Origin of the sequence: Pseudomonas monsensis, from assembly GCF_014268495.2 — a bacterium.
Taxonomy (GTDB): Bacteria; Pseudomonadota; Gammaproteobacteria; order Pseudomonadales; family Pseudomonadaceae; genus Aquipseudomonas; species Aquipseudomonas monsensis.
In genome coordinates, this window is record NZ_CP077087.1 from 3,681,716 (window position 1) to 3,705,335 (window position 23,620).

Sequence of the window (23,620 nt, forward strand, 5' to 3'; positions counted from 1 at the left end):
GGTCGTGATGGAGATTTTTTTCAATGTGTTGGGCGTGGTGTTTCTGTGGCTGGCGGTGGAGTACTGCTTGCGGCGGGAGACGGCGGACAGTCTGGATGAAGCGAGCATGGTGCCGTTTGCCGATGACCCGGAGGTGGCGCGGCGGGTGGAGATGGCCACCGGCAAGACTGTGAAAGCGGTGGCGCCGGAGGTGGCGAAGCCGGGGTGGGTCAATCTCGAGATGTGAGGGGTGTCAGCCGGGTTGCCCTCACCCTAGCCCTCTCCCAGAGGGAGAGGGAACTGACCGAGTAGTTTAGGCGAACTACACCGACCTGAAATATCGAGTCGAACTCAGGTTTTGAACAGCACTCGGTCTGCCCCCTTTCCCCCACATCCACCTGGGGAAGAGGGAACTGACCGAGTAGTTATGCGAACTACACAGACCTGAAATATCGAGTCGAACTCAGGTTTTGAACAGCACTCGGTCTGCCCCCTTTCCCCCACACCCACCTGGGGAAGAGGGAACTGACCGAGTAGTTTAGGCGAACTACACCGACCTGAAATATCGAGTCGAACTCAGGTTTTGAACAGCACTCGGCCTGCCCCCTTTCCCCCACGCCCCCCGGAGGGAGAGGGAACTGATCGAGTAGTTATGCGAACTACACCGACCTGAAATATCGAGTCGAACTCAGGTTTTGAACAGCACTCAGTCTGCCCCCTTTCCCCCACACCCACCTGGGGAGAAGGAACTGACCGAGTAGTTTAGGCGAACTACACCGACCTGAAACATCGAGTCGAACTCAGGTTTTGAACAGCACTCGGCCTGCCCCCTTTCCCCACACCCACCTGGGGAAGAGGGAACTGACCGAGTAGTTATGCGAACTACACCGACCTGAAATATTGAGTCGAACTCAGGTTTTGAACAGCACTCGGTCTGCCCCCTTCCCCCCTCTCCCCCCTGGGGGAGAGGGCTGGGGTGAGGGGGGGTAAGCCCTTGATCTTAAAAGCGATCGCGAGGAATCAGGCTCTGCAATTGCTGCGCAAGAAAGTTGGCGTCAAAGGCAAACGTGTCCGGGTCCTTCAGACCATTGGTCTTGCGCCACTGCCACTCGCCGTCCGGCAACCCGACCAGCGAAATGCTGCCATAGCGCGCTGCCGTCAGGCCCATCACCGCCAGGGAAATCTGTCCGGCGCTGCCCATCACATCGGGCACGAACTCCACCGGTTTGCCGGCAATCAGGATGCTCAGCTTTTCAGTCTTGAAGGTCGAGGTTTCCACCGGCGTGCTCGGCCCGAAAGCGACATACGCTTCGCGGTTCACCTCCAGCAGATGCGGGGCCTGTACCGGTTCCAGCCATTGCTGGATATTGCCGAACAGTTCGGTAATCCGCGCCGTCCACACCGCCGATTGGGATTCGAACAGTTGCTTCTTGTGCGCTTCGCTTTCGGCATAGTGGCGAAGCATTTCGCCCAGTTGTTGTACGTCGTTCATCGGTACATTCCTCTGAGAGAACCTGCAAGAGCCGATAGTGACAGATCGCAGCGCCGGCGTACGTTTAACCTCGCCAGCGGGCACCGTGACACTTTGCGAGAGGTTCGGCGGTACAGTTGTTTTGCACTGGCACAAGGCACTGAACAAATGGACACTCTGCCGGCGCCCGACTTTTCGCAACGGGCATCATCAGAGGAAGTCCAATGCGTACCATCGGCCTGATCGGCGGCATGAGCTGGGAGTCCAGCGCCGAATACTATCGCCTCATCAATCAACAGGTCCGTGATCGTCTCGGCCCGTTGCGCTCGGCGCAAATGCTGATGTACAGCGTTGACTTCGGCCCTGTCGAACAGGCTCAGCACGCCGGGCGCTGGGACGATGCGGCGGCGATTCTGGTGGACGCCGCACGCCGCCTCGAAGCGGGCGGCGCCGAATGCGTGGTGCTGTGTACCAACACCATGCACAAGGTCGCCGAACAGATTCAGGCAGCGATCAACATTCCGTTTTTGCACATTGCCGAGCCGGCGGCGAGCGCTGCGCTGGAGATTGATGCACGCACGGTCGGGTTGCTCGGCACAGCCTTCACCATGGAACAGGACTTTCTCAAGCAGCGTCTGCTTGCCCGGGGTTTGACGGTATTGGTGCCGGACGAAGCCGAACGCAAGGATGTGCACCGGATCATCTACGAAGAATTGTGCGTGGGGGTGATCAGCGAGGCCTCGCGCCAGATTTACCGGCAAGTGATCGAGTCCCTGACTGCCCGTGGTGCCCAGGCGATCATCCTCGGCTGCACGGAAATCGGCCTGCTGATCAAACCCGAGCACAGCGCCCTGCCCCTGCTCGACACCACCGAACTGCATGCGCAGTCGGCAGTGGCGTTCGCACTGGGCGATTGAGTCAGGCGGTGGGACGCGTGCGCAGACGGGCCATGCTCAGGGTGTCGACCCATTGCCCGTCGCGCACCGCATAGTCGCGAAACAGGCCTTCGTCAACGAAGCCGAACTTGCGGTACAAACCAATGGCCGCTTCATTGTCGGCGTAGACCGTGAGCTCGACGCGGTGCAGGTTCATCCAGTTGTCGGCGACATCCAGTGCCGCCGCCAGCAGCGTCGAACCGACACCCTTGCCCTGCCACGCCACGGCGACGCCCATGCCGATGCTGCCGGCGTGGCTGCGGCGAATCCGCGAGTAGCCTTCCAGGCCCAGATTGCCGATCACCTGCCCCTGATGCAGTGCCACCAGCTTCACCGCCCGCTCGTTGTCCGCCATTAGCCGTTGGCGCCAGACTTCCGTGGACTGGAACGGCATCTGCAACACCTGCCGGGTCACGGCCGGGTCGTTGTACAGCGCGGTAACGCCCTCGATGTGCGATTCGTTGAAGCGTTCGATTTTGATGGCGGGAGTGTGCTCGGGCATGGTGGATCCTTCCTGGATCGAATGTGTGGCCAATGACTCTAAACCGCCGATCACCTCATCTGCCAGCGGTAACCACTTGCAGGCTCACGCCTACAGGGATTGGGGTCAGGGCTGGAACCATTCGTGGCGTTCGTCGAAGGTGTGGTGGATCAGTTCGACCAGTGCCTGCACTTCTTCCACTGTCTGGGTTTGCGCATTGACCGCCAGCCACGCCTGCAACTGCATCGGTTCGTCAAACAAACCCGGCAACGCGACCAGCCCCCGGTCGAAGCGGCTCATGTACGCCGGGAGCAAACCGATGCAGGCGCTGCAGCGGATCATTTCCAGCATCAGCTCGTAGGACTGCATCTGCACCACGCCGGCCAGACGCTGTTCGACCAGTTGGTTCCATGGCTGGAAACTGCCGATCTGCCGGTCGTGCTGCCATTGCACCAGCATGAAATCGGCGAGGTCTTCGGCGCTGGCCGGGCGGGCAGTGACGCGTGAGTAACGTTTGGCGATGTGCGGCAGATAGTCCAGCCGTGCGAGGCGCTGCGGCTTGGAAATCGCAAAGGTCGGGCCCGGGTACGGTGTGTCGCCATGGGCCAGCCAGAGCACGATGTCGGCGCTGACGGCGCGCAGGGACAGTTCGCTGTCGAGGGCGATGATTTCCAGACGCACGCTGGCGTTGCGCCTCAGTAACGCGATCAGGTCGCGGCCGAGGATGTCATGCAGGATCGATTCGGCGACGGCCAGGCGAATCAGCGGTTGCTCGATCACCGGGAGTTTGCGTTCGTTGGCCAGCGCGACCAGTTTGGCCTGTAGCTGCTGGCCTTCGCGGGTGAGACTCAGGGCGCTGCCCTGAAAGCTGAACAGCGTGTGCTGCAATTCCTGTTCAAGCTGTGCCAGCTGTTTGCGCAGCAAGGTCGAGCGCACATTGAGGCTGCGCGCAGCCTGCATGAAGCAGCCGCAGCGGGCGCTGACCAGAAAGTAACGGGCGACCTCTGCAGGGATGGTCGCGGCCTGCGCCAGCCAGGGTTCACTGGCCTCCTGCGCCCAACGGTAGTCGGCGCTGCCCTGTCGTCCTGCGGGTTCGGTGAATGACATCGATGACTCCCTGTCGATCTTTGTATTTAGGCATTACGCAGAGCCCCTATAGGAGTGAGCCTGCTCGCGATAGCATCGGCACACCTGACATCTCTTTGCCTGACACACCGCTATCGCGAGCAGGCTCACTCCTACAGGGGTTGTGGTGTACGGGTTTTCTAGGGCTTGGTTTCGAGGACCTTGTTCAGTTCGGCCCCGTCGATGCTCAGCGTTGCCGTGTTGAGCATCCCGTCCAGATAAGCCTGGGCGATCTGCTCCTGACGCTGGGCACGCAAGGCCTGAGTCAGTTGATCGCGCAGTTCGTCCAGTGTCGCGGTACGCGCCGGTTGTTGTTCAGTGAGTTTGATCACATGGAACCCGGCCGCACTTTGCACCGGGTCGGACACCGCGCCGACTTTCAGCCGGGCGACGGCACCGCGAACTTCCGGCACCAGTTGCTGCAACGGTTGCAGCCCCGTGTCGCCGCCACGTTCAGCGCTGGCGCGATCCTGCGAGTACTGAGTCGCCAGCGCGGCAAATCCCCCCGGTGACGCCTGAGCCTTTTTACTCAGTTCGGCAGCCTGTTTGCGCACGCTCTCCAGGTTCTGCGGGTCATTCACCCCGAGGAAAATCTGACTGACCCGATACAGCGGCGGGGTCTGCCAATTGGCTTTGCCGGCGTCATAGGCTTGCTGCAATTCGGCCGCACTCGGGTAGTCCGCCGGCACTTCGCTGACTGAACGCAAGTAGTCACGAAAGACAATCTGCTCGGTCGCCGCACGGGTCTGTCGTGCCACCTCCGGACGCTGCGCCCACCCCTGGGCATCGGCCTGTTCGAGGACGGCTTTTTCCGCCAGACGCGTACGAATCCAGCGCTCCAGCGCCTCACGATTGCCGCGCAATTGCTCGCGGGTGGCGGGCGGCACCGTTGCCAGCAACGCCTGCAACTCCGCAGGCGTGACCTGTTGATTGCCCAATCGCGCCACTGCCGGCCCCGCCGCCACCGCCGGCGCCGATTGCTGGGCCGCGACCGGGGCACTTCCCGGCCGCAGCACCAGCGCCACGGCCACCACCAACAGCGCCACTGCCCCGACGCCGATCACCATGGCAGGTTTTTTCACAGCGCGACTTCCTCTTGCTCGGCGACGGCGACTTTGGCGGTCGAGGCTTGCGCGGCCTGGCTGAAATCACGCAGGTAGACAATGAATTCCTGCAGCAGGCGATCCCACAATTCCAGATTGCCACGCAGGTGATCGTTGCTCACGCCGGCCGCCACCACCACGTCCATTTCCATCACCAGAAACTCGCCCTGCAACGACAACCGCGCAAAACGGCGGGTGGCGTTCCATTGTTCGGCCACGCCCTGCGGCAACTCACCCTGCACGCGCAGCGCGCAGCTGAAGGTGAAATCGACGTAGCTGCCCTGCTCCACCGCCGGGTTGCCGAAGCGCACGGCATAGCCGATGCCCTGGCTGGCACTGAGCAACTGCACGATGCCGTTCTGTTCGGTCTGGTTGACGCGATAACCCGCTGCTTGCAGGACGTCGGTCAGCGATTGCGGGGAAACGTGGGTGATCAATTGAGTCATATTTTCTTCCTTGTTTATCAGTGCGTGAGCGCAGCTTGCGGCGCGTCGAATTGAGTCTTGTAGAGCTCGTCGCCAAACCCCTGGGCCAGTTCATCGAACTTGACCCGGGCGCTGTCCGCGAAGGGCTGGCGAATTTTCATCACCTCGGCCACGTCGATGTTTTCGTAGGCGGTGAGGATTTGCTTGGCGACGCCGTACATCTGCTGATTCTTGACTGAACATTGCTGCACTTGTGTGTCACGTTCAGCCAATTGCGCCTGAAGCTTAGACCGTTCTGCCTCTTTGGCGCGGGCCATGACCAGCAACTCGTCGTAGGCCTTTTTGAACTTGCCGGTCTGCTCGGCACTGGCCGCCACTTGTGCCTGGGCCTGGCTGTGCAGGCTCTGCTGTTGCCCGGCCAGTTGCTCGGCGAGCCCCTTGGCCTTGGCCAGTTCGGCGGTCAATTGCTTGATCTGCGCCTGTGCGGCCTTGGCCTCGTTTTGCGCCGCCAGTTGCGCGGCGCTGGCCTGGGCCTGCTGACTTTGCAGGGCCTGCAACTGCTGGGTGGTGCTGCGCAACTGGGTGCGCAGGCGCTCTTCCATGCCTTCGGCATGGGCGCCTTGTGCAATGAAAAAACTCAGCCCCAACAGTAAAACTCGTGCGTGCATGATTGTTCTCCGGGCGCCTTAGAAGCGCGTGTTGATCTCAAGCTGCAAGACGTCGATGTCGAACGGCGCGCCATACACCGCCTCGGTGCTCATCCAGCGACCGGTCGCATAAACGTTCTTCGCCAGACCGTAGTTGCCGCCCAGGAAATAGCCCTTGGCGTTCGTGCCGCCGAGGTGGAACGACGAGTCGTTGAAGCCGTCCGGCAAGGCGTCGGGCTGGATGTACTTGTAGCCGGCGAACATGTTCCAGTCGCCCTGCTTTTTCAGGTCCAGCGCGCTGCCGAGGGTGAACTGCACCATCCACGCATTGGCGCCACTTTCGACGTTGCCGTCGCTGTCGAGGTTGTTGACGATCTGCCCGGCCGAGCGCTTGCGCATGTCGCCTTCGTCATACGCGAGGTTGTGGATGTAGTTGCCCTGACTGCGCAGCTTGAAGTCTTGCGGCAGGTCGGCATCCCAGACCAGGTTCAGATCGAGCAGGTTGAATTCGGAGGCCAGCCCCACGAATTGCGGCTGCGGCGTGGTCGTCGGGTTGAGCGGGTTCGGCGTGATGTCACGCAGCAGGAACACGCTGTTGCCCTTCTGCATGAACGCCGCGCGGCTGCCGTCGCTGTCGCAGCCCGGTGCACCGGCCCACGGCTCGCAAGGGCTGGAGCGCTGGCCTTGAATGTCGTCGAAACGGTAGTAGGCCAAGGCACCCTTGAGGCGGTTGTTGCTGTTGATCGCCCACTTGGCGCCGATCTGCGCACCGTACAGCCACTTGTTGTCGCTCTCTTCCTTGTCGAAGCCGTTGCTGCTGGCGGTGTCGTTGGTGTAGTCCACCGGGAACGCACCGACGGTGCCGAACACGCCCCAGTCGTGGTTGAGCTTGTGGTCGAAAATCGCGGCAACGCCGTCGAAATTGAGGTCGTTGGAATACAGCATGTCGGTGGACATGAACGGGTTGGCGAAGCGCCCGCCGGTCAGCGTCAGCTCATCGGTAGGTTTCCAGTTCAGGTAGCCCTGATCGAGCCAGATGTCCTTTTTGGCAAAACCGCCGCCGAGGCTTTGCGTGGTCGATACCGGGTTGTTGTCCGAACCGGTGCCGATGCGAATGCCGGCGGTCCATTCCGGCGAGATCACCGCTTTCATGCCCAGCCGCGCACGAATACGGAACTGGTTGGTCCGGTCTTCACGGGTGTTGAGCAGCGGCGGCAGATTGGTGCTGCTGTTCGGGTTAACGTCGTACGGGCCATTGTTGTTGAGCTTGGCGAAGTCGACGATCTCGTTGCTGTTGCTGTCCGAGTAGTAGCGCGATTCGTCGCGCAGGCGAATGTCGCCGTCGAAACTGATGCGCGAGGCCCAGTCCGGGAAGGTATTCGGCGCGGCCCAGTTTTCCTGTTTGGCGGTGGCCATGACTTCGGCCTTGACCTGATCGCGGATCTGGTCGCGCACCGCCGCCGGTACATATTGCACACGCACATCGCCCGGCGCGGCAACCGGTCCGGCCGCCACGGCGGTGGACGCCGCCTGTTTCGCCTGGTTCGCTTCGTTCTGCGCCTGGGCGATCAGCGCATCGGCCTTGTCCTGTTTCAGAATGCCCTGCTCGACCAGCAAGCGGATCAGATTGATCGTGGCGTTCTCCGAAGGCGCGGGCGCAGGCGCTGCCGCGGCCTGACCGACCAGGGTCGCGATGACCATGCCGACCGCCAGAGACAATCGATTCACATTGGAAATCATCTGCACACAACTCCTTTTGGCAAAGCTTGAATGCTTGGCGATAAATAAATGGGGTTAACCCGGACGCCGCCCTTGCAGGGACAGGCGCACAGGCAAAGTCATGGAGGCCGGCGGCCGTTCGCTTAAGTGCGGCGCGTTGCGCAGCGCCGCCAGTACCTGGGTGTCGATCTCGGGGTTGCCGCTGGACTTGATCAGCTCCACGCGAGTGATCTCGCCGACGCCGCTCAGCCACACATCGGCCTGCAGCGAAAACGCGAGGTTGCGCAGATCCGGGTTCTCACGCAGCAGGCGTTGAAAGGTGAAAGCGAGGAACTGGCTGTACGTCCCCGTGCCCAAACGCCCGCCACCCGCGCCGGCCATGCCGCCGCCCTTGCCCGCGCCGATGTTGAACGCGTCATTGCCGGACTGCGCATCGCCGTCCATTTGCATCGGGTTGGCCAGGTCGTCCGCCGGCGATGGCGGCGCTTCTTCCTCGGGCTTGACCTCTTGCGGCTCGGGCGTCGGTTCGGGCTCGACGATTTTCTCTTCCACCGGGGTTTCCGGCTCCGGTGGTTTTTCCGGCGGCGGGGGGGGCGGTGGCGGTAACGGAATGATCATCGGCACCTTCGGCGCTTCGCGGCGGATGCCGCTCATGTCGTTGGCCCACTGCCAGAGGAACCACGCCGCGACAGCGCCGATCAGCAGCCCGGCGCCCCACTTCACGTAGCGCCGCACGGGACTTTTCACCGGCAACGGCTCGATCGGGAGTTGTGCGGTCATGACTCAGCCCTGACTCGGTTTGCCGGTGACGAGACCGACCTGGGACAGTTCAAGCCGGCGCAACAGATCCAGCACTTCAATGACTTTCTGGTACTGCACCGTGGCGTCGCCGCGCACGATCACCGGGAAATCCGGGCTCTGCGCCTTCTCGATGCGCAGACGTTCTTCGAGTTCGGCCAGGGTCACCGGGTAAGCGTCGAGAAACACCTGCCCGCCGTCATTGACCGAAATCGCCTTGGTCTTGGCTTCGGACAGCGACACGGAGGCGCTGGCCTTGGGCAGGTTGATCTGGATCCCCGAGACCTGCGCAGTGGCGGTGAGGATGAACATCACCAGCACCACCATCAGCACATCGACCAGCGGGGTGATGTTGATGCTGTCCACTGCGGCATCTTCGTCATCGTCGTGGGAGGCATTTACGGACGCCATGTCAGTGCTCCTCAGGCCGGTACGGAATGGTTGGCGTGATGGCCGCGATGCGACGACTCACTGAACTGGCTCTCGCCGTGCATCTCCGCCAGGCGGGTGATGAACTCGTCGACGAACACGCGCATGTCGGCACTGACTTCCTTGTTGCGGGTGATCAGGCGGTTGTAGCCAAACAGCGCCGGAATGGCGACGAACAGGCCCATGGCGGTTGCGAGCAAAGCGGCGGCCATACCCGGTGCAATGGCATTGATGTTGACGTCGCCGGCCATCGCGGTGCCGAGGAACACCACCATGATCCCCAGCACGGTGCCGAGCAGACCAATGTACGGGCCGCCGGCAATGGCGTTGGACAGGGTCGAGAGTTTCGAGCTGAGGGCCTGGTTCTCGCGGGTGCGCACACCGTCCATCGAGCAGCGAATCGCTTCGATGGTTGCAGCGGAAACCGACGAGGTATCGGCGCCCTGCTCGCGGCGGGTGCGGATCTCCTTGACCGCTACCGAGTACAGGCGCCACAGCGGCGAGTGCTGCAGACGCTGGGCGAGCTGCGCGTCGTCGGCGAACATTTCCAGGCGCGTGCCGACCTTGGCGAACTGCTCGCGGAAGTCTTCGTTGGCCTTGCTGACGCGGCTGAGGGTGTGGTTCTTGCGCAGCATGATGATCCACGACTGGAACATCATCAGCACCAGCACCGCGATGATCACCCAGGCGTCCACCGGCACGGCGTTGAGCAGGAAACCGAGGCTGCCGAAACCGAAACCGGACTGTTCTTCATCGACACCATAAGCCACCAGTTTCGACTCGGCACCTTGCGAGGTGGCATCAGCCAGCAGCAGCGGCGCCGGACGGGCGACTTTTGACAGGCGCAGTTCGTCTATGGCGCCTGCGAATGGCTGGAACGGACCTTCGTGCAGATCGGCGCCGATGGCCATTACCGAGTTGAATGCCGGCATTGCCTGAGCGAGGGTCGCGCCTTCACGACCATTGATGTACAGGGTGACTTTCGAACCTTCAGCGGTCAGCGCGACATGCTGCCATTGGCCCGGATTCAGCGGTTGAGTGGCGAGCGCACGTTGGCCGTCGATCTCCACGAACGGCACGCCTTGATTAACGCCGACCAGCAGGCTGTTGGCGCCCTCACGGCGGGCCAGAATCAGTTGCTCGCCGCCGGCCTGATCCAGGCGCAGCCAGGCACTGAAGGTGAACGCACTGCCGGCGTTATGTTGCAGCGATGGACTGGCCGGCAGCAGCAACGGTTGGCCGCTGAACTGCAATGCGCGCCCGACTACACCGTCGATTGCCGCGCCGGTCGCGCTCTGCGCGGTGTTGCCGTAGGCCGTGGTGTCTTTGGCCGGGGTGCCGGTGGCGCCGTCGAAGTGATACAGCGCGGTGTAGTTCGGGTCGAAGGTCAGTTGACCGTTGCCGGTGGCCGGAGCTTTCTGGTTGCCGTAGTACATCCAGATGTCCTGACGCTGCCCGCCCTCGACATTCGGCACATCGACCCAGATCAGCGCCATGCCCATCAGCGCATCGAAACTTTCGATCTGGTGGTTGAGCACGGTCTTGTCATCGGCAGCGACGAAACGCAGATCCGAGCCGTCTTCCTTGACGCCATCGAAGGTGAAGTTGCCGGTATGCAGGCGCACCAACAGCGCGGTACGGCCCAGCGGCTGATTGATCGCGGCACCTTGCGGTGTGGTGTCGACGGCGATCTGTTTGCGGTAGTGCCAGTCGTCCTGCCACCAGGCCTGAGCCGTGGCCGGGAGCACGAAGCCCAGGCAGATCAACAACGAAAGAATGAGACGCTGCATGAACGTGCTCCTTTAGAAAGTGGCTTGAAGGTTGAAGTGCAGGCGCGATTCCTGTTTCGAGGTGTTCGGCCCTTCGAGTAGCGGGTAGCCCCAGTCGAGGCTGCCGGACAGCCATTTGCTCAGGCTGGCGCGGGTGCCGAGGCCGACACTGGCCAGGGCGTAACTGGCGTCCTGGTCTGGCAGTTCGTCGCGCAGGTACAACTGCGCGCCTTCGGCAAAGGCGTAGAAGCGCCAGTCCTGCATCCAGCTGCCGGCGTATTTGGCCAGTGACGGCGTGCGCACTTCCTGACTGAGCAGCAAGCCGTCATCTGCGGTGCGTTCGGCGGCCAGGTAGCCACGCACCGAGGTCGCGCCGCCGGCGGAGAATTGTTCGTTGGACACCAAGGGCCCCGAGGCCAGCTGGAATGCGGCTTTGCTTGCGCTCTGCCAGTCGCTGTCGAAGGTCCAGGTGTAATTGGTATCGCCCTTGAGCACGGCGAAACTCGGTTTGGCGCGATAGCGTTTGTAGTCGAAATCCTCGTCAGAACTGCCGTAGCCGAAGATGCTGCGAGTGGCGGCGACCAGGCTCAGGCCGAGGCCGAGCTGACTCTTTTCGGTGTAACGGAAGCCGTTGTAGGCGAAGGTGAACGGCGCGTACTGCAGCGGCACCTTGTCGCTTTCTCCGGACAGCGTCAGGCGCTCGTCGAAGTCCTTGAAGTCGATGCCGGCCGACAGCGAGTTCGACCAGTTGCCACTCGATGGCAGTGTGTAGATCGCCGACACGCCATAGCTGTGGCCCTTGCCGAGCACGTTGCTGCCGCCGATGGTGGCGACGTTGCTGTCGGACTGGTATCCGGAGAACTGCACGCTCCAGCGCTCGGTCAACGGCGCGGTGTAGGAACCCGACCAGACCTTGGCGTTATCGGTGTCCTGCGGCGCGGTGAAGTACGTCAGGTTAATGCTGTGGCCGAGCTGCCAGAGGTTGTTGTAGCCGAGGCTGGTCACGGCGCGGAGCTTTTCGGTGTCGGCGCTGTAGTCGTTGTTGAGGCCGACGCTGGCGCTCCACGGGTTCTGGTCTTCGACCTGCAAATCGACGTCCATGGTGCCGGGGCGCTGGCCTTCGCGCACCAACGGCATCACTTGCCGGCCCGGGGTTTTGTTGAGTTGCGCCAGCTCGCCTTGCACCTTGGCGAAGTCCGGCACCTCGCCTTCTTTCAGCGCCGGGACGTTGTCGCGGATGTCCAGCGGCGAATAGTGTTTGGCGCCGACCACACGCACCCGGCCGACCTTGGTTTCGCTGACTTGCAGATAAACGATGCCGTCGGCCACGGCTTGCTCCGGCAACTCGACGAACACCGACTGATAGCCGCGCTGCTGATAAACCTTCTGCAACGCATCCCGTGCGCCTTCGATGTCGCTCAGGGCTTTTTGTGGGCCGAGAAACGGATACACCGCCTCCTCGATCGCCCGCGCATCGAGCACGGTGTTGCCACGCACGAAGTATTCGTTGACGTCGACCAGACGCTGCGCCGCCGCGCTTTCGCCAGCCTCTTCGGCCAATACCGGCTGCGCACCCGCCGTCACCAGCAGCCAGCCCCACAGCGCCAGCCGTGACTTGAAAATCGGTTCCACACTACCCCCTGAATTCGCGATGACCTGTTGGCGTTTTGAACGCCGCGTGTATGGCGTCAATTGCTGGCTGTCGAAGCGCAGGCGTGCTTGCCCAGCCACGTGTGCAACAGCGCGAAGTTCAAGGAGAACTCGGGCATTTGCAGCAAGGCACCGCAGAACACTTCGCCGATGATTTTTTGAATGAGCAGCACCGCGCGCGGCTCGTTGAGCAGCGTGGCGATGTCGCGACTGAGGACGTTGAAGCTCCAGACTTTCTGGTTCAGGCCCAGGCCGACGAACCAGCGGAACAGCAGGTTGTAATTGAGCTGTTCGTAAAGTTGCTGTTCGCTGGGCACCGAATACAGCAGTTGCAGAAGCAGAATGTGCATGACCGTTTGCGCGGGAATGAGCATGCCGGGCTCGGCATTGAGGTCGTGCAGAAGGCCCTGGTGGGCGTCGAGCAAATCGTCGATCTGCGGGCGCAGCAACACCAGCGAATGGCCCGGCGGAATGTAGCTGGAGACCTCTTTCAAGGCGCCCTGCCAGTCATCCTGCGAAACGATCCAGACCCACGGTGCGCCGTAGCGATACACCGACACCGGCTTCTTGCGCGCGGCTTCAACGATCTTCGACAGACGTTGATCGAGTTCCTGCATGCCCACTTTCGAGTAGCGTTCCATAGTCCCCATTGCCTCACTCCCGGCGTCCCGCCTCGGCTTGTGAAAAGCGCCCTGTCGGGCTCCTCAAGCGCGTTACATAGGCATGACCGGACTGGCTATGTGCTACCGAACTTTTGTCATAAAAGCTTCATTACAGCGTGTGGGTGTACACACATCCAATGTAGGAGTGAGCCTGCTCGCGATAGCGGTATGTCAGCACAATAAATATCAGCTGACAGGACGCTATCGCGAGCAGGCTCACTCCTACAGGGGGGATTTTGGATCAGGTGTAGACAGGCCAGGTGTCGACGATTTTGCCGTTGCGCACCGCCAGCAAATCACCGAATTGCAGAAGGACGGCTTCGGTCTGGGTTGGCCGCAGGAAAACCTGGTCTTCGACTGTCAGGCCAACGGCACTGGAGCCGTTAACCATCTCCTGATTCGAACTTCGGCCGTAGACACTGTTGCTTTGCAATCCGGGCGGCGATTCGAACTCGGCCATCCAGTTGCCGCCGTAAATGAAAAAGGTCTGGCGCTGGTTCTGATCCCACCACGAGAACAGTCTCGACTTGTTATCCAGCGCCGGAATATTCACCGCGCCCGTGCTCTTCAAAACCGGCGTGGCGATGTAGGCTGCCGGCACGTGCTCGACCAACGACGGCAAGTCGTAGTGCGTCGGTTTGAGCATCGCCGTGCCCACCGAGACTTCGCTGCTGAGCGTTTCGTTTTCATGGATGCGATAACTCGGGCTGCCGGCGGTATTCAGGCACAAACCGTCGTGCCACAACGCCGGAAATTGCTGGCGAGTGAAATCCACGCAACGCTGATAAATCACCATGACCTTGGCAAACAGCTCTTCGGGCGAACCCAGAATCCCCGGCACGCCCATGCCCACGAACGGGTCATAGCCCATGAACCCGGCGAATTCCAGATGCTGCGGGTTGGCGTTGATCAGCGCGAGCATCTGCCCCAGCACATTCACATCACTGACGCCGCCGCGGTGCAGTCCCACGTCCAGCTCGATGTTGATCCGCATCCGCGTGCCCAGCCCCTGAGCCAACGCGAGGTATTGCTGTAAGCGCTCGGGGCTGTCGAGTAACCATTGCAATTGCTTGCCCGGATCGAACGGGCCCTTGTGGGTTTGATAAAACAGCGCAGCGGAACGTACCGGCAGCGGCTTGCCGAGCAAGATGTCCGACTGCGGGAACGTCACCGCATCGTGGTTGAGAAACGGCTGATGAAACGACATCAGCTTTTGCGTCCCCGCACGCTGCGCGATGTAGCTCAACAGCCCCGGCGACGGCAGCGACTTTTCCACCAGGCGCAGCTGCTTGCCGCCGCGCTGCACCGACTGCATCACCACATCAATGTTGTGATCGAGGCGGTCCAGATCAATCAGCAGCACCGGGCGCATCGGCCCTTTCTCTTTGAGCTCACGGTTCAGCGCACGGAAATATTCACTGTAAGGCGAGCCGCGATCACCCGGCCTCAGCCATGCGCCGACGCCGAGCAACAAAGCGCCGACACCCAATGATCCGAGCAGGAAATTGCGTCGATCGACCGCCATCAGCTCACCCCCAGAATCGACGAAAGATGCGCATTGAGAAACTTGCCGCTAGGGTCCAGTGCCTGGCGCACCTCGACAAACTCGCGCCAGCGCGGGTACAGCGGTTGCAAGGTGCGCGCATTGAGCGTGTGCAACTTGCCCCAGTGCGGACGGCCGTTGTACTTCCAGAAGATCGGCTCGATGGCGGCGAACAAGTTGTGGTGATCCATCTGATAGTGCTGGTGCACCGAGATCGAACAACTGTCGCGCCCCTCGAACATGCTCAGCGGTATGTCGTCTGCCTTGACGTAGCGGTACTCGATGGGAAACCAGGTGCGCAGGTCCTTGTCCTGAATCAGCTTGAGGATTTCGCGCAGGCACGCCGGGCCCTGCTCCGCCGGTACGGAATATTCCATTTCGTTGAAGCGCACCGTGCGCACGTTGGCATAGATGTCAAACGAGTCGCCCACGCGATCTTCGAAACTGGCCAGATGGCGCAGGCTGTTGAGCAGCGTGCGGCGCAGATCTGGGAAATCGCTGCCATATTTGTCGATCTTCTCGATCAGGGTGACAAACTCGTTGCCGCCCTCCTCATCGGGTGGAATCGGCGGCGTGGCCGGATCGCTGGTTTCGTTGAGGGCGATGGACAAGGCGTAGTCGGAATGGGTGACCACGAGCATTTCCCAATGCTGGTTTTCCCGGGTGTTCTTGTCGAGGTCCTCCAGCAGCTCTTCGGTCCTGGCGATCCATTGGTGCTCGCGCAGGCGATAGGCCGGGCGGTTTTGCAGGCGGATTTTCGTTGCCACACCGAGGGCGCCAAGAGACACGCGAGACGCATTGAACACATCGCGGTGGCGCTGGCTGTCGCAGTCCAGCACTTCGCCGCTGGCGGTGACCAATTGCATCGCGCAGACGTGCGCCGAGTAAGACTGAAAAGTTTTGCCGGTGCCGTGGGTCGAAGTGGCGATGGCGCCGGCGAGGGTCTGGTAATCAATATCGGCCATGTTCTGCAGAGCCTGGCCGATGTCTTTCAGCGGTTGCCCCATGCGTGACATCGGCGTGCCGGCGGCGAATTCGGCCTGCAGGGTGTTCGGGTCGTGATCGAGCAGACCGTTGAAGTAACTCAGCGACAACAGCGTGCCGTCGGTGGGCACCAGCGCGCTGAACGAATGCGCCGAGCCTACGGGGCGGATCTTGCCCTGCGCCTGACGGATCACTTGAGTCAACTCATCGAGGTTCTTCGGCGCCAGCCGTGCCGCCGGCAGGCAACTCTGCCCGCCCGACCAGTTGCGCCAGGGAATCAGTCGTGGCGCGCGCATCAATTGGCCCAAGGCCGGGTTCGTCGCCAGCGCACTGAAGGCGCCAACGATACTTGCCCGCTGCAACAACTGACGCCGTGTCATACCCATCGTCATGAGCACGCCCTTATTGTGGGAGAGGTTGATCGGCCATGAAGCCGATCAGTTGCAGGAATTGTTCTTCCGAGCACTCGACGCACTGGCCCATCGGCGGCATGCCGTTATAGCCATTGATAGCGTGATCGAGCAGCGTGTCGGCGCCCTGCCGGATGCGCGGCTCCCAGGCTTTGCGATCGCCGGTGAGCGGTGCGTTGGCGGCCGGATTGGCGTGGCAGAGCTGGCAGCTGTTGGTGTAGATCTGCGCAAGGGTCGGCTCTTTGGGTATCGCGTCATGGGCGGTGGCCGGGGGTTTGGGCTCTTCGCCGCAGCCAAACAGCGTCATGGCTAACGCCAGCAGTAAAGTGAGACGGATTGCCCGCATAACGTTCCTCGAAGGTGGCAGCGCTTATTGTTGTGAGCACACCTTAAGGCAGGCAGGTCAGCAGGTTGAGGGCATTGCGGGACAGAGAGGGGGCATCCGGGGCCAGTCCGGAATGAAGTCGAAATCGGCGATAGACACAAAACCCTGTGGGAGCTGGCGTGCCAGCGATAGCGAATTGTCAGCCAATGAAGCCCGTGAAAGTACCGGCCACATCGCTGGAAAGCCAGCGCGCCCAAGTTCAGCGGTGTCGCTGCCCCCCTCTGTTCTGCGCCTTTGCGTGACATTCGAGTGACATTCGCGGGTTTAAATCCCGGCGCATTCAGGCGTATAACCTACAGAGACTTTTTGATCTGCATACGGACATCAACACGGGGTAGCGACATGACCACAGCAAACATCCTTGGCAACCTGTTCCCTTCTGTCAGCGACATCCCGGAAAAATACCGCCTCGACGGTCAGGTCGAGCAACGCGAATACCTCGTCGATGGCCAGTTGCGCCGCTGGGACGGCCCGCTCGCCCAAGTGCGCAGCCCGGTCTATCTGCACGGCGAGAACGGCGAGGAACAAGTGATTCTCGGCAGCACCCCGTTGCTCGACGCCGACACTGCGCTGACCGCACTCGATGCCGCTGTCCGCGCCTACGACCGTGGCCAGGGCCTGTGGCCGACCATGCGCGTCGCCGAACGTATCCAGCATGTCGAAGCCTTCCTCGGCCGCATGCGCCAACAGCGCGATGCCGTAGTGAAACTGCTGATGTGGGAAATCGGCAAGAACCTCAAGGACTCGGAAAAGGAATTCGACCGCACCTGCGACTACATCGTCGATACCATCAATGCGCTTAAAGAACTCGACCGCCGCTCCAGCCGTTTCGAGCTGGAACAGGACACACTCGGCCAGATCCGCCGCGTGCCGCTCGGCGTCGCGCTGTGCATGGGCCCTTACAACTACCCGCTGAACGAAACCTTCACCACGCTGATTCCGGCGCTGATCATGGGCAACACTGTGGTGTTCAAGCCGGCCAAGCTCGGCGTGTTGCTGATCCGTCCGTTGCTCGAAGCCTTCCGAGACAGCTTCCCCACCGGCGTGATCAATGTGATCTACGGCAGCGGCCGCGAAACCGTCAGCGCGCTGATGGCCAGCGGCAAGATCGACATCTTCGCCTTCATCGGCACCAACAAGGCCGCCAGTGACCTGAAGAAACTGCACCCGAAACCGCACCGCTTGCGCGCGGCATTGGGGCTGGATGCGAAGAACCCGGGCATCGTGCTGCCGGAAGTCGATCTGGACAACGCCGTCAGCGAAGCGGTCACCGGCTCGCTGTCGTTCAACGGCCAGCGTTGCACCGCGCTGAAAATCCTCTTCGTTCACGAAGATGTGGTCGACAGCTTTATCGAGAAATTCAACGCCAGACTGGCCACGCTGAAACCGGGCATGCCCTGGGACAGCGGTGTGTCGCTGACACCGCTGCCGGAGTCGGGCAAGGTCGATTACCTGCATGGCCTGGTAGCGGATGCGCGCAGCAAGGGTGCCGAGGTGGTCAACCCGAATGGCGGCGAGTCGCGCGAGTCGTTCTTCTACCCGGCAGTGCTGTATCCGGTGACGCCGCAGATGCGCGTGTACAACGAGGAGCAGTTCGGCCCGGTGGTGCCGATTGTGCCGTACCGTCACCTAGACACCGTGATCGACTACGTGCTGGAGTCGGATTTCGGCCAGCAGTTGAGTATCTTCGGCACCAACCCGGTGGCCGTCGGCCGACTGGTCGACACCTTCGCCAACCAGGTCGGGCGGATCAACCTCAACGCCCAGTGCCAGCGCGGCCCGGACACCTACCCGTTCAACGGCCGCAAGAACTCCGCCGAAGGTACGCTGTCGGTACACGATGCGCTGCGGGTGTTTTCGATCCGCACGCTGGTGGCGACCAAGTTCCAGGACAGCAACAAGGACCTGATCAGCGAGATCATTCGCGGTCGCGATTCAAGCTTCCTGACCACCGATTACATTTTCTGACGAGGACCTTGCACTGAGTACATTCAGCACCCACCGACTGCCTCCGCTGTTGCGCCGAATCCTGCGTCCGCTGCTGGACCCGTACCGGCGCTATCGGCACGCCCGAGTGATCCACGCGGTGCGGGTGGCGTTGGGGTTGCTGGCGACCATCCTGCTGACCACCGGCATTAACCTGCCCCACGGCGAGTGGGCGTCGGTGACCATGCTGGTGGTGATTGGCGGTTTGCAGCATCACGGCAACATTGGCAAAAAAGCCGCTGAACGCGCCACCGGCACCTTGATCGGCGCCGGCGTCGGTTTGCTGCTGGTCGCGCAGCAGGCGTGGCTCGGTATGCCGTGGCTGACCTATTTCGCCATGGCGGTGGTCTGCGGATTCTTTTCCTATCACGCCATCGGCAAGGGCGGCTACACCGCCCTGCTCTCGGCGATCACCGTGTTCATCGTCGCCGGGCATGGCGACAATCCGATCACGGACGGTTTGTGGCGCGGCGTCGATATCCTGATCGGCATCGCGCTGGCACTGGCGTTCTCGTTTGCCTTGCCGCTGTACGCTGTGTATTCGTGGCGCTACAACCTGGCCGATGCCTTACGCGATTGCGCCACGGTGTACGGACGGATCATCAGCGGCCATCCGGTCAGCGCCGATGAACATCTGAGACTGATGGCGCGCCTCGGCGCGGTGATGGTGCAACTGCGCTCGCTGATGCCGTCGGTGTCCAAGGAAGTAAAGATCTCGATGACCGAACTCGATGCGATCCAGCGCAATCTGCGCATGTGCATCAGCACCCTGGAAATCCTCGGCAATACCCGTCCGGACGCCAACGATCCGCAAGCCATGGCTCATCTGCAATCGGCGCTAAAGGCTGAACACCGGCAGATTCGCGTGCAGTTGATCGGCATGGCTCGCGCCCTGAAAACCGGCGCGGCACAACGCCTCGATCGACCTCTGGAACTGGCGGAGGTGAAGCTGGATGTGCCGGTTTACAGCGCGCTGGATGGCTATCGGCTGTTGACCCGGCAACTGGCTGCGAACATCACCGAGATGCGCCAGCGCCTGGCGAAAACCGCACCGCGCTGGAACATCTGAGCGTTACTGCGCGGCGAGCCGGCGAATTTTCAACCCCCAGCCCTGCTGCATGCCGGCAGCCGCCAGCAGGATCGCCGCCACGCCGACCCATTGCAGGATCTCCAGGCGATGGCCGAAGGCGAACCAGTCGACGAAAATCGCTGCAATCGGATAGATAAATGACAGCGCACCGGTCAATGCCGTCGGCAGTTTCTGGATCGCGCCGTACAGCAGCACATACATCAAACCGGTATGCACAATGCCCAGCGTCACCAGACTCGCCCACGCAGTCGCTGCTTGCGGCAGTGCGCTGAAATGCGCGAACGGTGCGAGCAACAGCACGCCGGTGCAGACCTGAATCAGCGCGATCAGGTGCGGCGGTGTGCCGGTCAGGCGTTTGATGATCAGCGCGGCAATCGCGTAGAGAAACGCTGCGCCCAATGCCAGCGCAATGCCTGTCAGATAGTCGCCGCCACTCTCGGCCTGGGTGCCGTGGGCACTGACGATGGCCAACATTCCCATGAACGAGACCGCCAGCCAGAACAGCTTCTGCAGGGTGATTTTCTCGCCGAGAAACAGCGCCGCCAACCCGACCAGCATGAACGGCTGCACGTTGTACACCGCGGTGCCGATGGCAATCGACGCCCGGGAGTACGAAGCAAACAACAGCACCCAGTTGCCGACAATCGCTACGCCGCTGAGCACGGCCAGCAGGAACGTCGTGCGGGTCAGCATGCCCGGGCGCAGAAAACCGAATGCCGCGCAAATCAGCAGCAAGGTGCCAGCGCCGAACACGCAGCGCCAGAACACCACATCCAGCACCGGTTGCCCGGACACCAGCACAAACCAGCCGATCGTCCCGGATATCAGCATGGCTGCAGTCATTTCAAATGAGCCGCGGCGGATTGTCTTGTCCATTTCAGTCTCCTCTTGTGTGGCAAAAGTATGCCAAGTGGAGCCGGGGCCACTCCAGCGCAAAAAGCAGGCTAAACTCGCTATCTGCCTTTTTTATAGTGGGTATTTTCTTTCAGTTGCCTAATTCAGGAGTTTTTATGACTGACGACATCGACCAGATCCTGATCGGCGCCTTGATGGAAGATTCGCGGCGCTCACTCAAGGCGCTCGCGCAACTCAGCGGCCTGTCTTCGCCGAGCGTGGCCGAGCGCTTGCGTCGCCTGGAAGAGCGCGGCGTGCTCAAGGGCTACACCGTGGAGATTGACCCCAAATGCTTCGGCTACCAGTTGCAGGCGATCGTCCGCGTGCGCCCGCTGCCGGGACAGTTGCAGGAAGTCGAGCGGCAGATTCTGTCGATTCCAGAGTTTACCGAGTGCGACAAGGTCACCGGCGAGGACTGTTTCATTGCCCGCTTGCATGTGCGTTCGATGGAACAACTGGACACCCTGCTCGACCGCCTCAATACCTTGGCCGAAACCAATACCGCGATTGTCAAAAAGACCCCCGTCAAGCGCCGGCTGCCGCCGATGGCTTGAGTGCTTTTTCTTCACGTTCGGCGTAGATTGAGGTTTTTCCAGCTAAGGATTGGCGGTATGAAATGTTATGCAGTGATGCTGATGGCGTTGGTGCTCAATGGTTGCGGTACGGTGCAAACCGTAGTGAGCAGCGACAAGCACACCGCCGACAGCCTCAAGAGAGAGAAAAGCTACTGCGGCGCCGTGCCACGGATCTACAGCGGTGTGACCTACGACTTCTGCCTGATGAACGCCGAAGTGCGCGAAGGTGTCGACACGTTCCAGCACAACAACGCGAACTTCGGCATCCTCATCGATGCAGCGGCGTCCGGGGTGCTCGATACGTTCTTACTGCCTTATACCGTCTACAAACAGCACGCCGATGGCAGCATTGTCATCAACTAGGTGCACGTTCAGCAGGCAACAAAAAACCCGCAAATGCGGGTTTTTTGTTGATGCCAGTCTGGCGATCAGTCGTCGCGGCTCATGATGCCGAATATCTGCAACAAGCTGACGAACAGGTTGTAGATAGATACATACAGGCTGATGGTCGCCATGATGTAGTTGCGCTCACCGCCGTGGATGATGGCGCTGGTCTGGAACAGGATGCACACCGACGAGAACAGCACGAAGCCGGCGCTGATCGCCAGTTGCAGGCCGCTGATCTGGAAGAACATGCTCGCCAGCGTTGCCCCCAGCAGGACGAAGAAACCGGCGGTGATGAAACCACCGAGGAAGCTCATGTCCTTACGGGTGATCAGCACGTAGGCCGACAGACCGCCAAACACCAGCGCGGTCATCGCGAACGCCGAACTGACCACTTCAGCGCCGCCCTGCATGCCCAGGTAACGGTTGAGGATCGGGCCGAGCAGGAAACCCATGAATCCGGTCAACGCAAACGCGGACACCAGGCCCCACGCGGAGTCACGGAGTTTGTTGGTAAGGAAGAACAGCCCGTAGAAGCCGATCAGCACCACGAAGATGTTCGGGTAGCCCACACGCATCTGCTGTGCCACGAACGCCATCACACCGCTGAAAGCCAGGGTCAGGGCCAGTAGACCGTAAGTGTTGCGCAGGACGCGGCTAACCTCTAGCTGCTCAGCCTGCACGCTGTTATTAACTGCGTAATCCTGTTCGCGCATGGCGACACTCCTGTTGGTTTGAAACGTTCAGTCGCAAAGATCATAACAGACGCTCTGTAACAAGCCATGCAGAGAGTTTGACAGTGTGTTTCATTCAGGTATTATGGCGCCCGCAACGCAACGGAGGTGTGGCCGAGTGGTTTAAGGCAACGGTCTTGAAAACCGTCGACTGTAACAGGTCCATGAGTTCGAATCCCATCGCCTCCGCCATCTTATGTACGACAAAGCCCTGATTATTCAGGGCTTTGTCGTTTCTGGCATTCAGGAAATTTGCTCCTCTCTCTATGGATCGTTTCCGCATCTATTCGGGCATTTCCGCAACCCTACCCTTCTGACACCGTTAAGTTGGTGCTAAACAAATCAAACTAAGCACAGCGCGTCGGTAGCATTGAATGCTCAGTAGACCGCTTTCGGCCTTAAGCGGTCATTGAATTTTGCTAGCAGACGGTACCAAACCAGCGGCAAGCGCCTCCAATAATGCACTGACCTTGGGAAGCGCCTGACGGCTCTTTAGCCAAATCAGATTGATCGCCTGGCCTTCGGTTGCCAACTGGGGAAGCACTTCAACCAATATCCCCTCTTCAAGCTGACGTTTGATCAACCATGACGGTAACTGTGCTATCCCGCATCCCGCCGATACCGCGATTACCAAACCTTCGCCATCTCCCACAACGAACTTTGCGCCTATAGCCCTGCGTTCAATTTCGCCCGGATGCTTTCCTGAAAAACTCCAAGGGCTAACCGTTCCATCCGCCCAGCCGTAAGCGATGCACTGATGATGTTCCAAGTCGCGATCAGTCAAGGGCGTGCCGTGCTTACTCAAATATGCGGGAGACGCACAGAAGATATGCCACTCACTGCCCAGATAGCGGTGCCCCAATGTGGCGGGCCAAACGTCCGAACCACCGATGCGTACGACGATATCGACATCTTCCTCGATAGGGTCGATGACACGGTCGGAAAACGAAATGTGCGGCAGCAGCAGTGCATGTTCCTGGGCAAACCGCAGAATGACCGGAAGTGCCTGCAGGCGGCCGAATGCACCTGGAAGGTCAATGCGAATCCTGCCGCGAGGTTCAGTGTTTTCGGCAAGTAGGGACAGCTCAGCCTCTTCGAGCTCAGCCAGCACGCCTGTACATGTGCGATAGAACGCAATCCCCGCATCCGTCAGTGACAAGCTTCGAGTTGTTCGGTGGAACAACCGAGTCCCAAGCCTGCTCTCCAATCGAGCTATCCCTTTACTGATTGCCGAAGCCGTCAGACTCATCCGCTCGGCAGCGCCTTTAAAGCTGCCGGAGTCGGCAACGCAGACAAATACATCAATGCCCTTTAAACGTTCGGAGGAAAACATGCATGCCCCGCATTCATGAATTGAATTCTGTCGATATGATAAAAAACATCATAAATCAGAACATAATTCCCCAGTAAGCTTGATTCGCGCATCAATCAACACTTTGCGA

At 60.8% G+C, this 23,620-nt stretch carries 24 protein-coding genes and 1 tRNA gene; 7 read left to right on the forward strand and 18 right to left on the reverse strand.

The window, feature by feature from the left end; all coding sequences use genetic code 11:
- The first annotated feature begins 7 nt into the window (after positions 1-7).
- Positions 8-226 carry a cbb3-type cytochrome c oxidase subunit 3 gene (locus HV782_RS16175; RefSeq protein ID WP_128613641.1) on the forward strand — a complete coding sequence of 73 codons (219 nt, stop codon included), beginning with the start codon at positions 8-10 and terminating at the stop codon, positions 224-226.
- Positions 227-979: 753 nt separating this feature from the next.
- Here the strand turns inward: HV782_RS16175 and HV782_RS16180 are convergent.
- Positions 980-1,471, reverse strand: a complete 492-nt coding sequence (locus HV782_RS16180) for a hypothetical protein (protein WP_186747979.1) — start codon at positions 1,469-1,471, stop codon at positions 980-982.
- Between the two features lie 203 nt (positions 1,472-1,674).
- Here HV782_RS16180 and HV782_RS16185 point away from each other — a divergent pair, with 203 nt between their 5' ends.
- The gene (locus tag HV782_RS16185) at positions 1,675-2,367 is read left to right on the forward strand and encodes an aspartate/glutamate racemase family protein (RefSeq protein ID WP_186747978.1); all 693 of its coding nucleotides are present in this window, start codon (positions 1,675-1,677) and stop codon (positions 2,365-2,367) included.
- A 1-nt stretch (position 2,368) separates the two neighbouring features.
- On the opposite strand, the gene HV782_RS16190 is transcribed toward HV782_RS16185, so the two are convergent.
- The 14 genes from HV782_RS16190 to HV782_RS16255 form a co-directional block, all read right to left on the reverse strand.
- Positions 2,369-2,887: a GNAT family N-acetyltransferase gene (locus HV782_RS16190; protein WP_128614497.1), complete on the reverse strand. Its 519-nt coding sequence runs from the start codon at positions 2,885-2,887 to the stop codon at positions 2,369-2,371.
- A gap of 105 nt (positions 2,888-2,992) precedes the next feature.
- A complete protein-coding gene (locus tag HV782_RS16195) occupies positions 2,993-3,973 on the reverse strand; it encodes a LysR family transcriptional regulator (RefSeq protein WP_128614496.1) in 981 nt (326 codons plus the stop codon).
- Between the two features lie 158 nt (positions 3,974-4,131).
- Positions 4,132-5,073 (reverse strand): peptidylprolyl isomerase, encoded by a 942-nt coding sequence (locus tag HV782_RS16200; protein WP_186747977.1) that lies wholly within the window; start codon positions 5,071-5,073, stop codon positions 4,132-4,134.
- Complete coding sequence (locus tag HV782_RS16205) at positions 5,070-5,540, reverse strand: YbjN domain-containing protein (RefSeq protein WP_186747976.1); 471 nt, start codon at positions 5,538-5,540, stop codon at positions 5,070-5,072. Before HV782_RS16205 ends, HV782_RS16200 begins: the two co-directional genes overlap by 4 nt.
- A gap of 17 nt (positions 5,541-5,557) precedes the next feature.
- The gene (locus tag HV782_RS16210; protein ID WP_186747975.1) at positions 5,558-6,187 is read right to left on the reverse strand and encodes a DNA repair protein; all 630 of its coding nucleotides are present in this window, start codon (positions 6,185-6,187) and stop codon (positions 5,558-5,560) included.
- Between the two features lie 18 nt (positions 6,188-6,205).
- A complete protein-coding gene (locus HV782_RS16215) occupies positions 6,206-7,906 on the reverse strand; it encodes a putative porin (RefSeq protein WP_186747974.1) in 1,701 nt (566 codons plus the stop codon).
- Between the two features lie 54 nt (positions 7,907-7,960).
- A complete protein-coding gene (locus tag HV782_RS16220; protein WP_123469117.1) occupies positions 7,961-8,665 on the reverse strand; it encodes an energy transducer TonB family protein in 705 nt (234 codons plus the stop codon).
- Between the two features lie 3 nt (positions 8,666-8,668).
- Positions 8,669-9,094: an ExbD/TolR family protein gene (locus HV782_RS16225; RefSeq protein ID WP_007915482.1), complete on the reverse strand. Its 426-nt coding sequence runs from the start codon at positions 9,092-9,094 to the stop codon at positions 8,669-8,671.
- 11 nt (positions 9,095-9,105) lie between these two features.
- The gene (locus HV782_RS16230) at positions 9,106-10,902 is read right to left on the reverse strand and encodes a DUF2341 domain-containing protein (protein WP_186747973.1); all 1,797 of its coding nucleotides are present in this window, start codon (positions 10,900-10,902) and stop codon (positions 9,106-9,108) included.
- 12 nt (positions 10,903-10,914) lie between these two features.
- On the reverse strand, positions 10,915-12,513 hold the full coding sequence (locus HV782_RS16235) for a ShlB/FhaC/HecB family hemolysin secretion/activation protein (protein WP_186747972.1): 1,599 nt from the start codon (positions 12,511-12,513) through the stop codon (positions 10,915-10,917).
- 56 nt (positions 12,514-12,569) lie between these two features.
- Entirely contained in the window at positions 12,570-13,181 is a 612-nt protein-coding gene (locus HV782_RS16240; RefSeq protein ID WP_186747971.1) for a transposase, read from the reverse strand.
- 253 nt (positions 13,182-13,434) lie between these two features.
- Positions 13,435-14,643: a DSD1 family PLP-dependent enzyme gene (locus HV782_RS16245; protein ID WP_186747989.1), complete on the reverse strand. Its 1,209-nt coding sequence runs from the start codon at positions 14,641-14,643 to the stop codon at positions 13,435-13,437.
- Between the two features lie 74 nt (positions 14,644-14,717).
- Complete coding sequence (locus HV782_RS16250) at positions 14,718-16,046, reverse strand: D-arabinono-1,4-lactone oxidase (protein ID WP_186747988.1); 1,329 nt, start codon at positions 16,044-16,046, stop codon at positions 14,718-14,720.
- Positions 16,047-16,122: 76 nt separating this feature from the next.
- Complete coding sequence (locus HV782_RS16255) at positions 16,123-16,476, reverse strand: c-type cytochrome (protein ID WP_128616168.1); 354 nt, start codon at positions 16,474-16,476, stop codon at positions 16,123-16,125.
- Positions 16,477-16,857: 381 nt separating this feature from the next.
- On the opposite strand from HV782_RS16255, the gene HV782_RS16260 reads away from it, so the two are divergent.
- Together HV782_RS16260 and HV782_RS16265 are read left to right on the forward strand one after the other, a co-directional pair.
- Positions 16,858-18,483 (forward strand): NADP-dependent glyceraldehyde-3-phosphate dehydrogenase, encoded by a 1,626-nt coding sequence (locus HV782_RS16260; protein WP_186747970.1) that lies wholly within the window; start codon positions 16,858-16,860, stop codon positions 18,481-18,483.
- Between the two features lie 46 nt (positions 18,484-18,529).
- Positions 18,530-19,570 carry an FUSC family protein gene (locus HV782_RS16265; RefSeq protein ID WP_186747987.1) on the forward strand — a complete coding sequence of 347 codons (1,041 nt, stop codon included), beginning with the start codon at positions 18,530-18,532 and terminating at the stop codon, positions 19,568-19,570.
- Between the two features lie 3 nt (positions 19,571-19,573).
- Here HV782_RS16265 and HV782_RS16270 read toward each other — a convergent pair whose 3' ends face one another.
- Positions 19,574-20,467, reverse strand: a complete 894-nt coding sequence (locus HV782_RS16270) for a DMT family transporter (RefSeq protein WP_123469135.1) — start codon at positions 20,465-20,467, stop codon at positions 19,574-19,576.
- A gap of 134 nt (positions 20,468-20,601) precedes the next feature.
- Between HV782_RS16270 and HV782_RS16275 the strand changes: the two genes are divergently transcribed.
- Together HV782_RS16275 and HV782_RS16280 are read left to right on the forward strand one after the other, a co-directional pair.
- Positions 20,602-21,039, forward strand: a complete 438-nt coding sequence (locus HV782_RS16275) for an Lrp/AsnC family transcriptional regulator (RefSeq protein WP_123469137.1) — start codon at positions 20,602-20,604, stop codon at positions 21,037-21,039.
- 57 nt (positions 21,040-21,096) lie between these two features.
- Positions 21,097-21,423, forward strand: coding sequence for a YceK/YidQ family lipoprotein (locus tag HV782_RS16280; RefSeq protein ID WP_123469139.1), 327 nt, complete (start codon positions 21,097-21,099; stop codon positions 21,421-21,423).
- A gap of 65 nt (positions 21,424-21,488) precedes the next feature.
- Here the strand turns inward: HV782_RS16280 and HV782_RS16285 are convergent, their stop codons facing one another.
- The gene (locus HV782_RS16285) at positions 21,489-22,160 is read right to left on the reverse strand and encodes a Bax inhibitor-1/YccA family protein (protein ID WP_123469141.1); all 672 of its coding nucleotides are present in this window, start codon (positions 22,158-22,160) and stop codon (positions 21,489-21,491) included.
- A 122-nt stretch (positions 22,161-22,282) separates the two neighbouring features.
- Between HV782_RS16285 and HV782_RS16290 the strand changes: the two genes are divergently transcribed.
- Positions 22,283-22,370 (forward strand) — tRNA-Ser (locus HV782_RS16290).
- 214 nt (positions 22,371-22,584) lie between these two features.
- On the opposite strand, the gene HV782_RS16295 is transcribed toward HV782_RS16290, so the two are convergent.
- On the reverse strand, positions 22,585-23,511 hold the full coding sequence (locus HV782_RS16295; RefSeq protein WP_186747969.1) for a LysR family transcriptional regulator: 927 nt from the start codon (positions 23,509-23,511) through the stop codon (positions 22,585-22,587).
- Between the last annotated feature and the right edge of the window lie 109 nt (positions 23,512-23,620).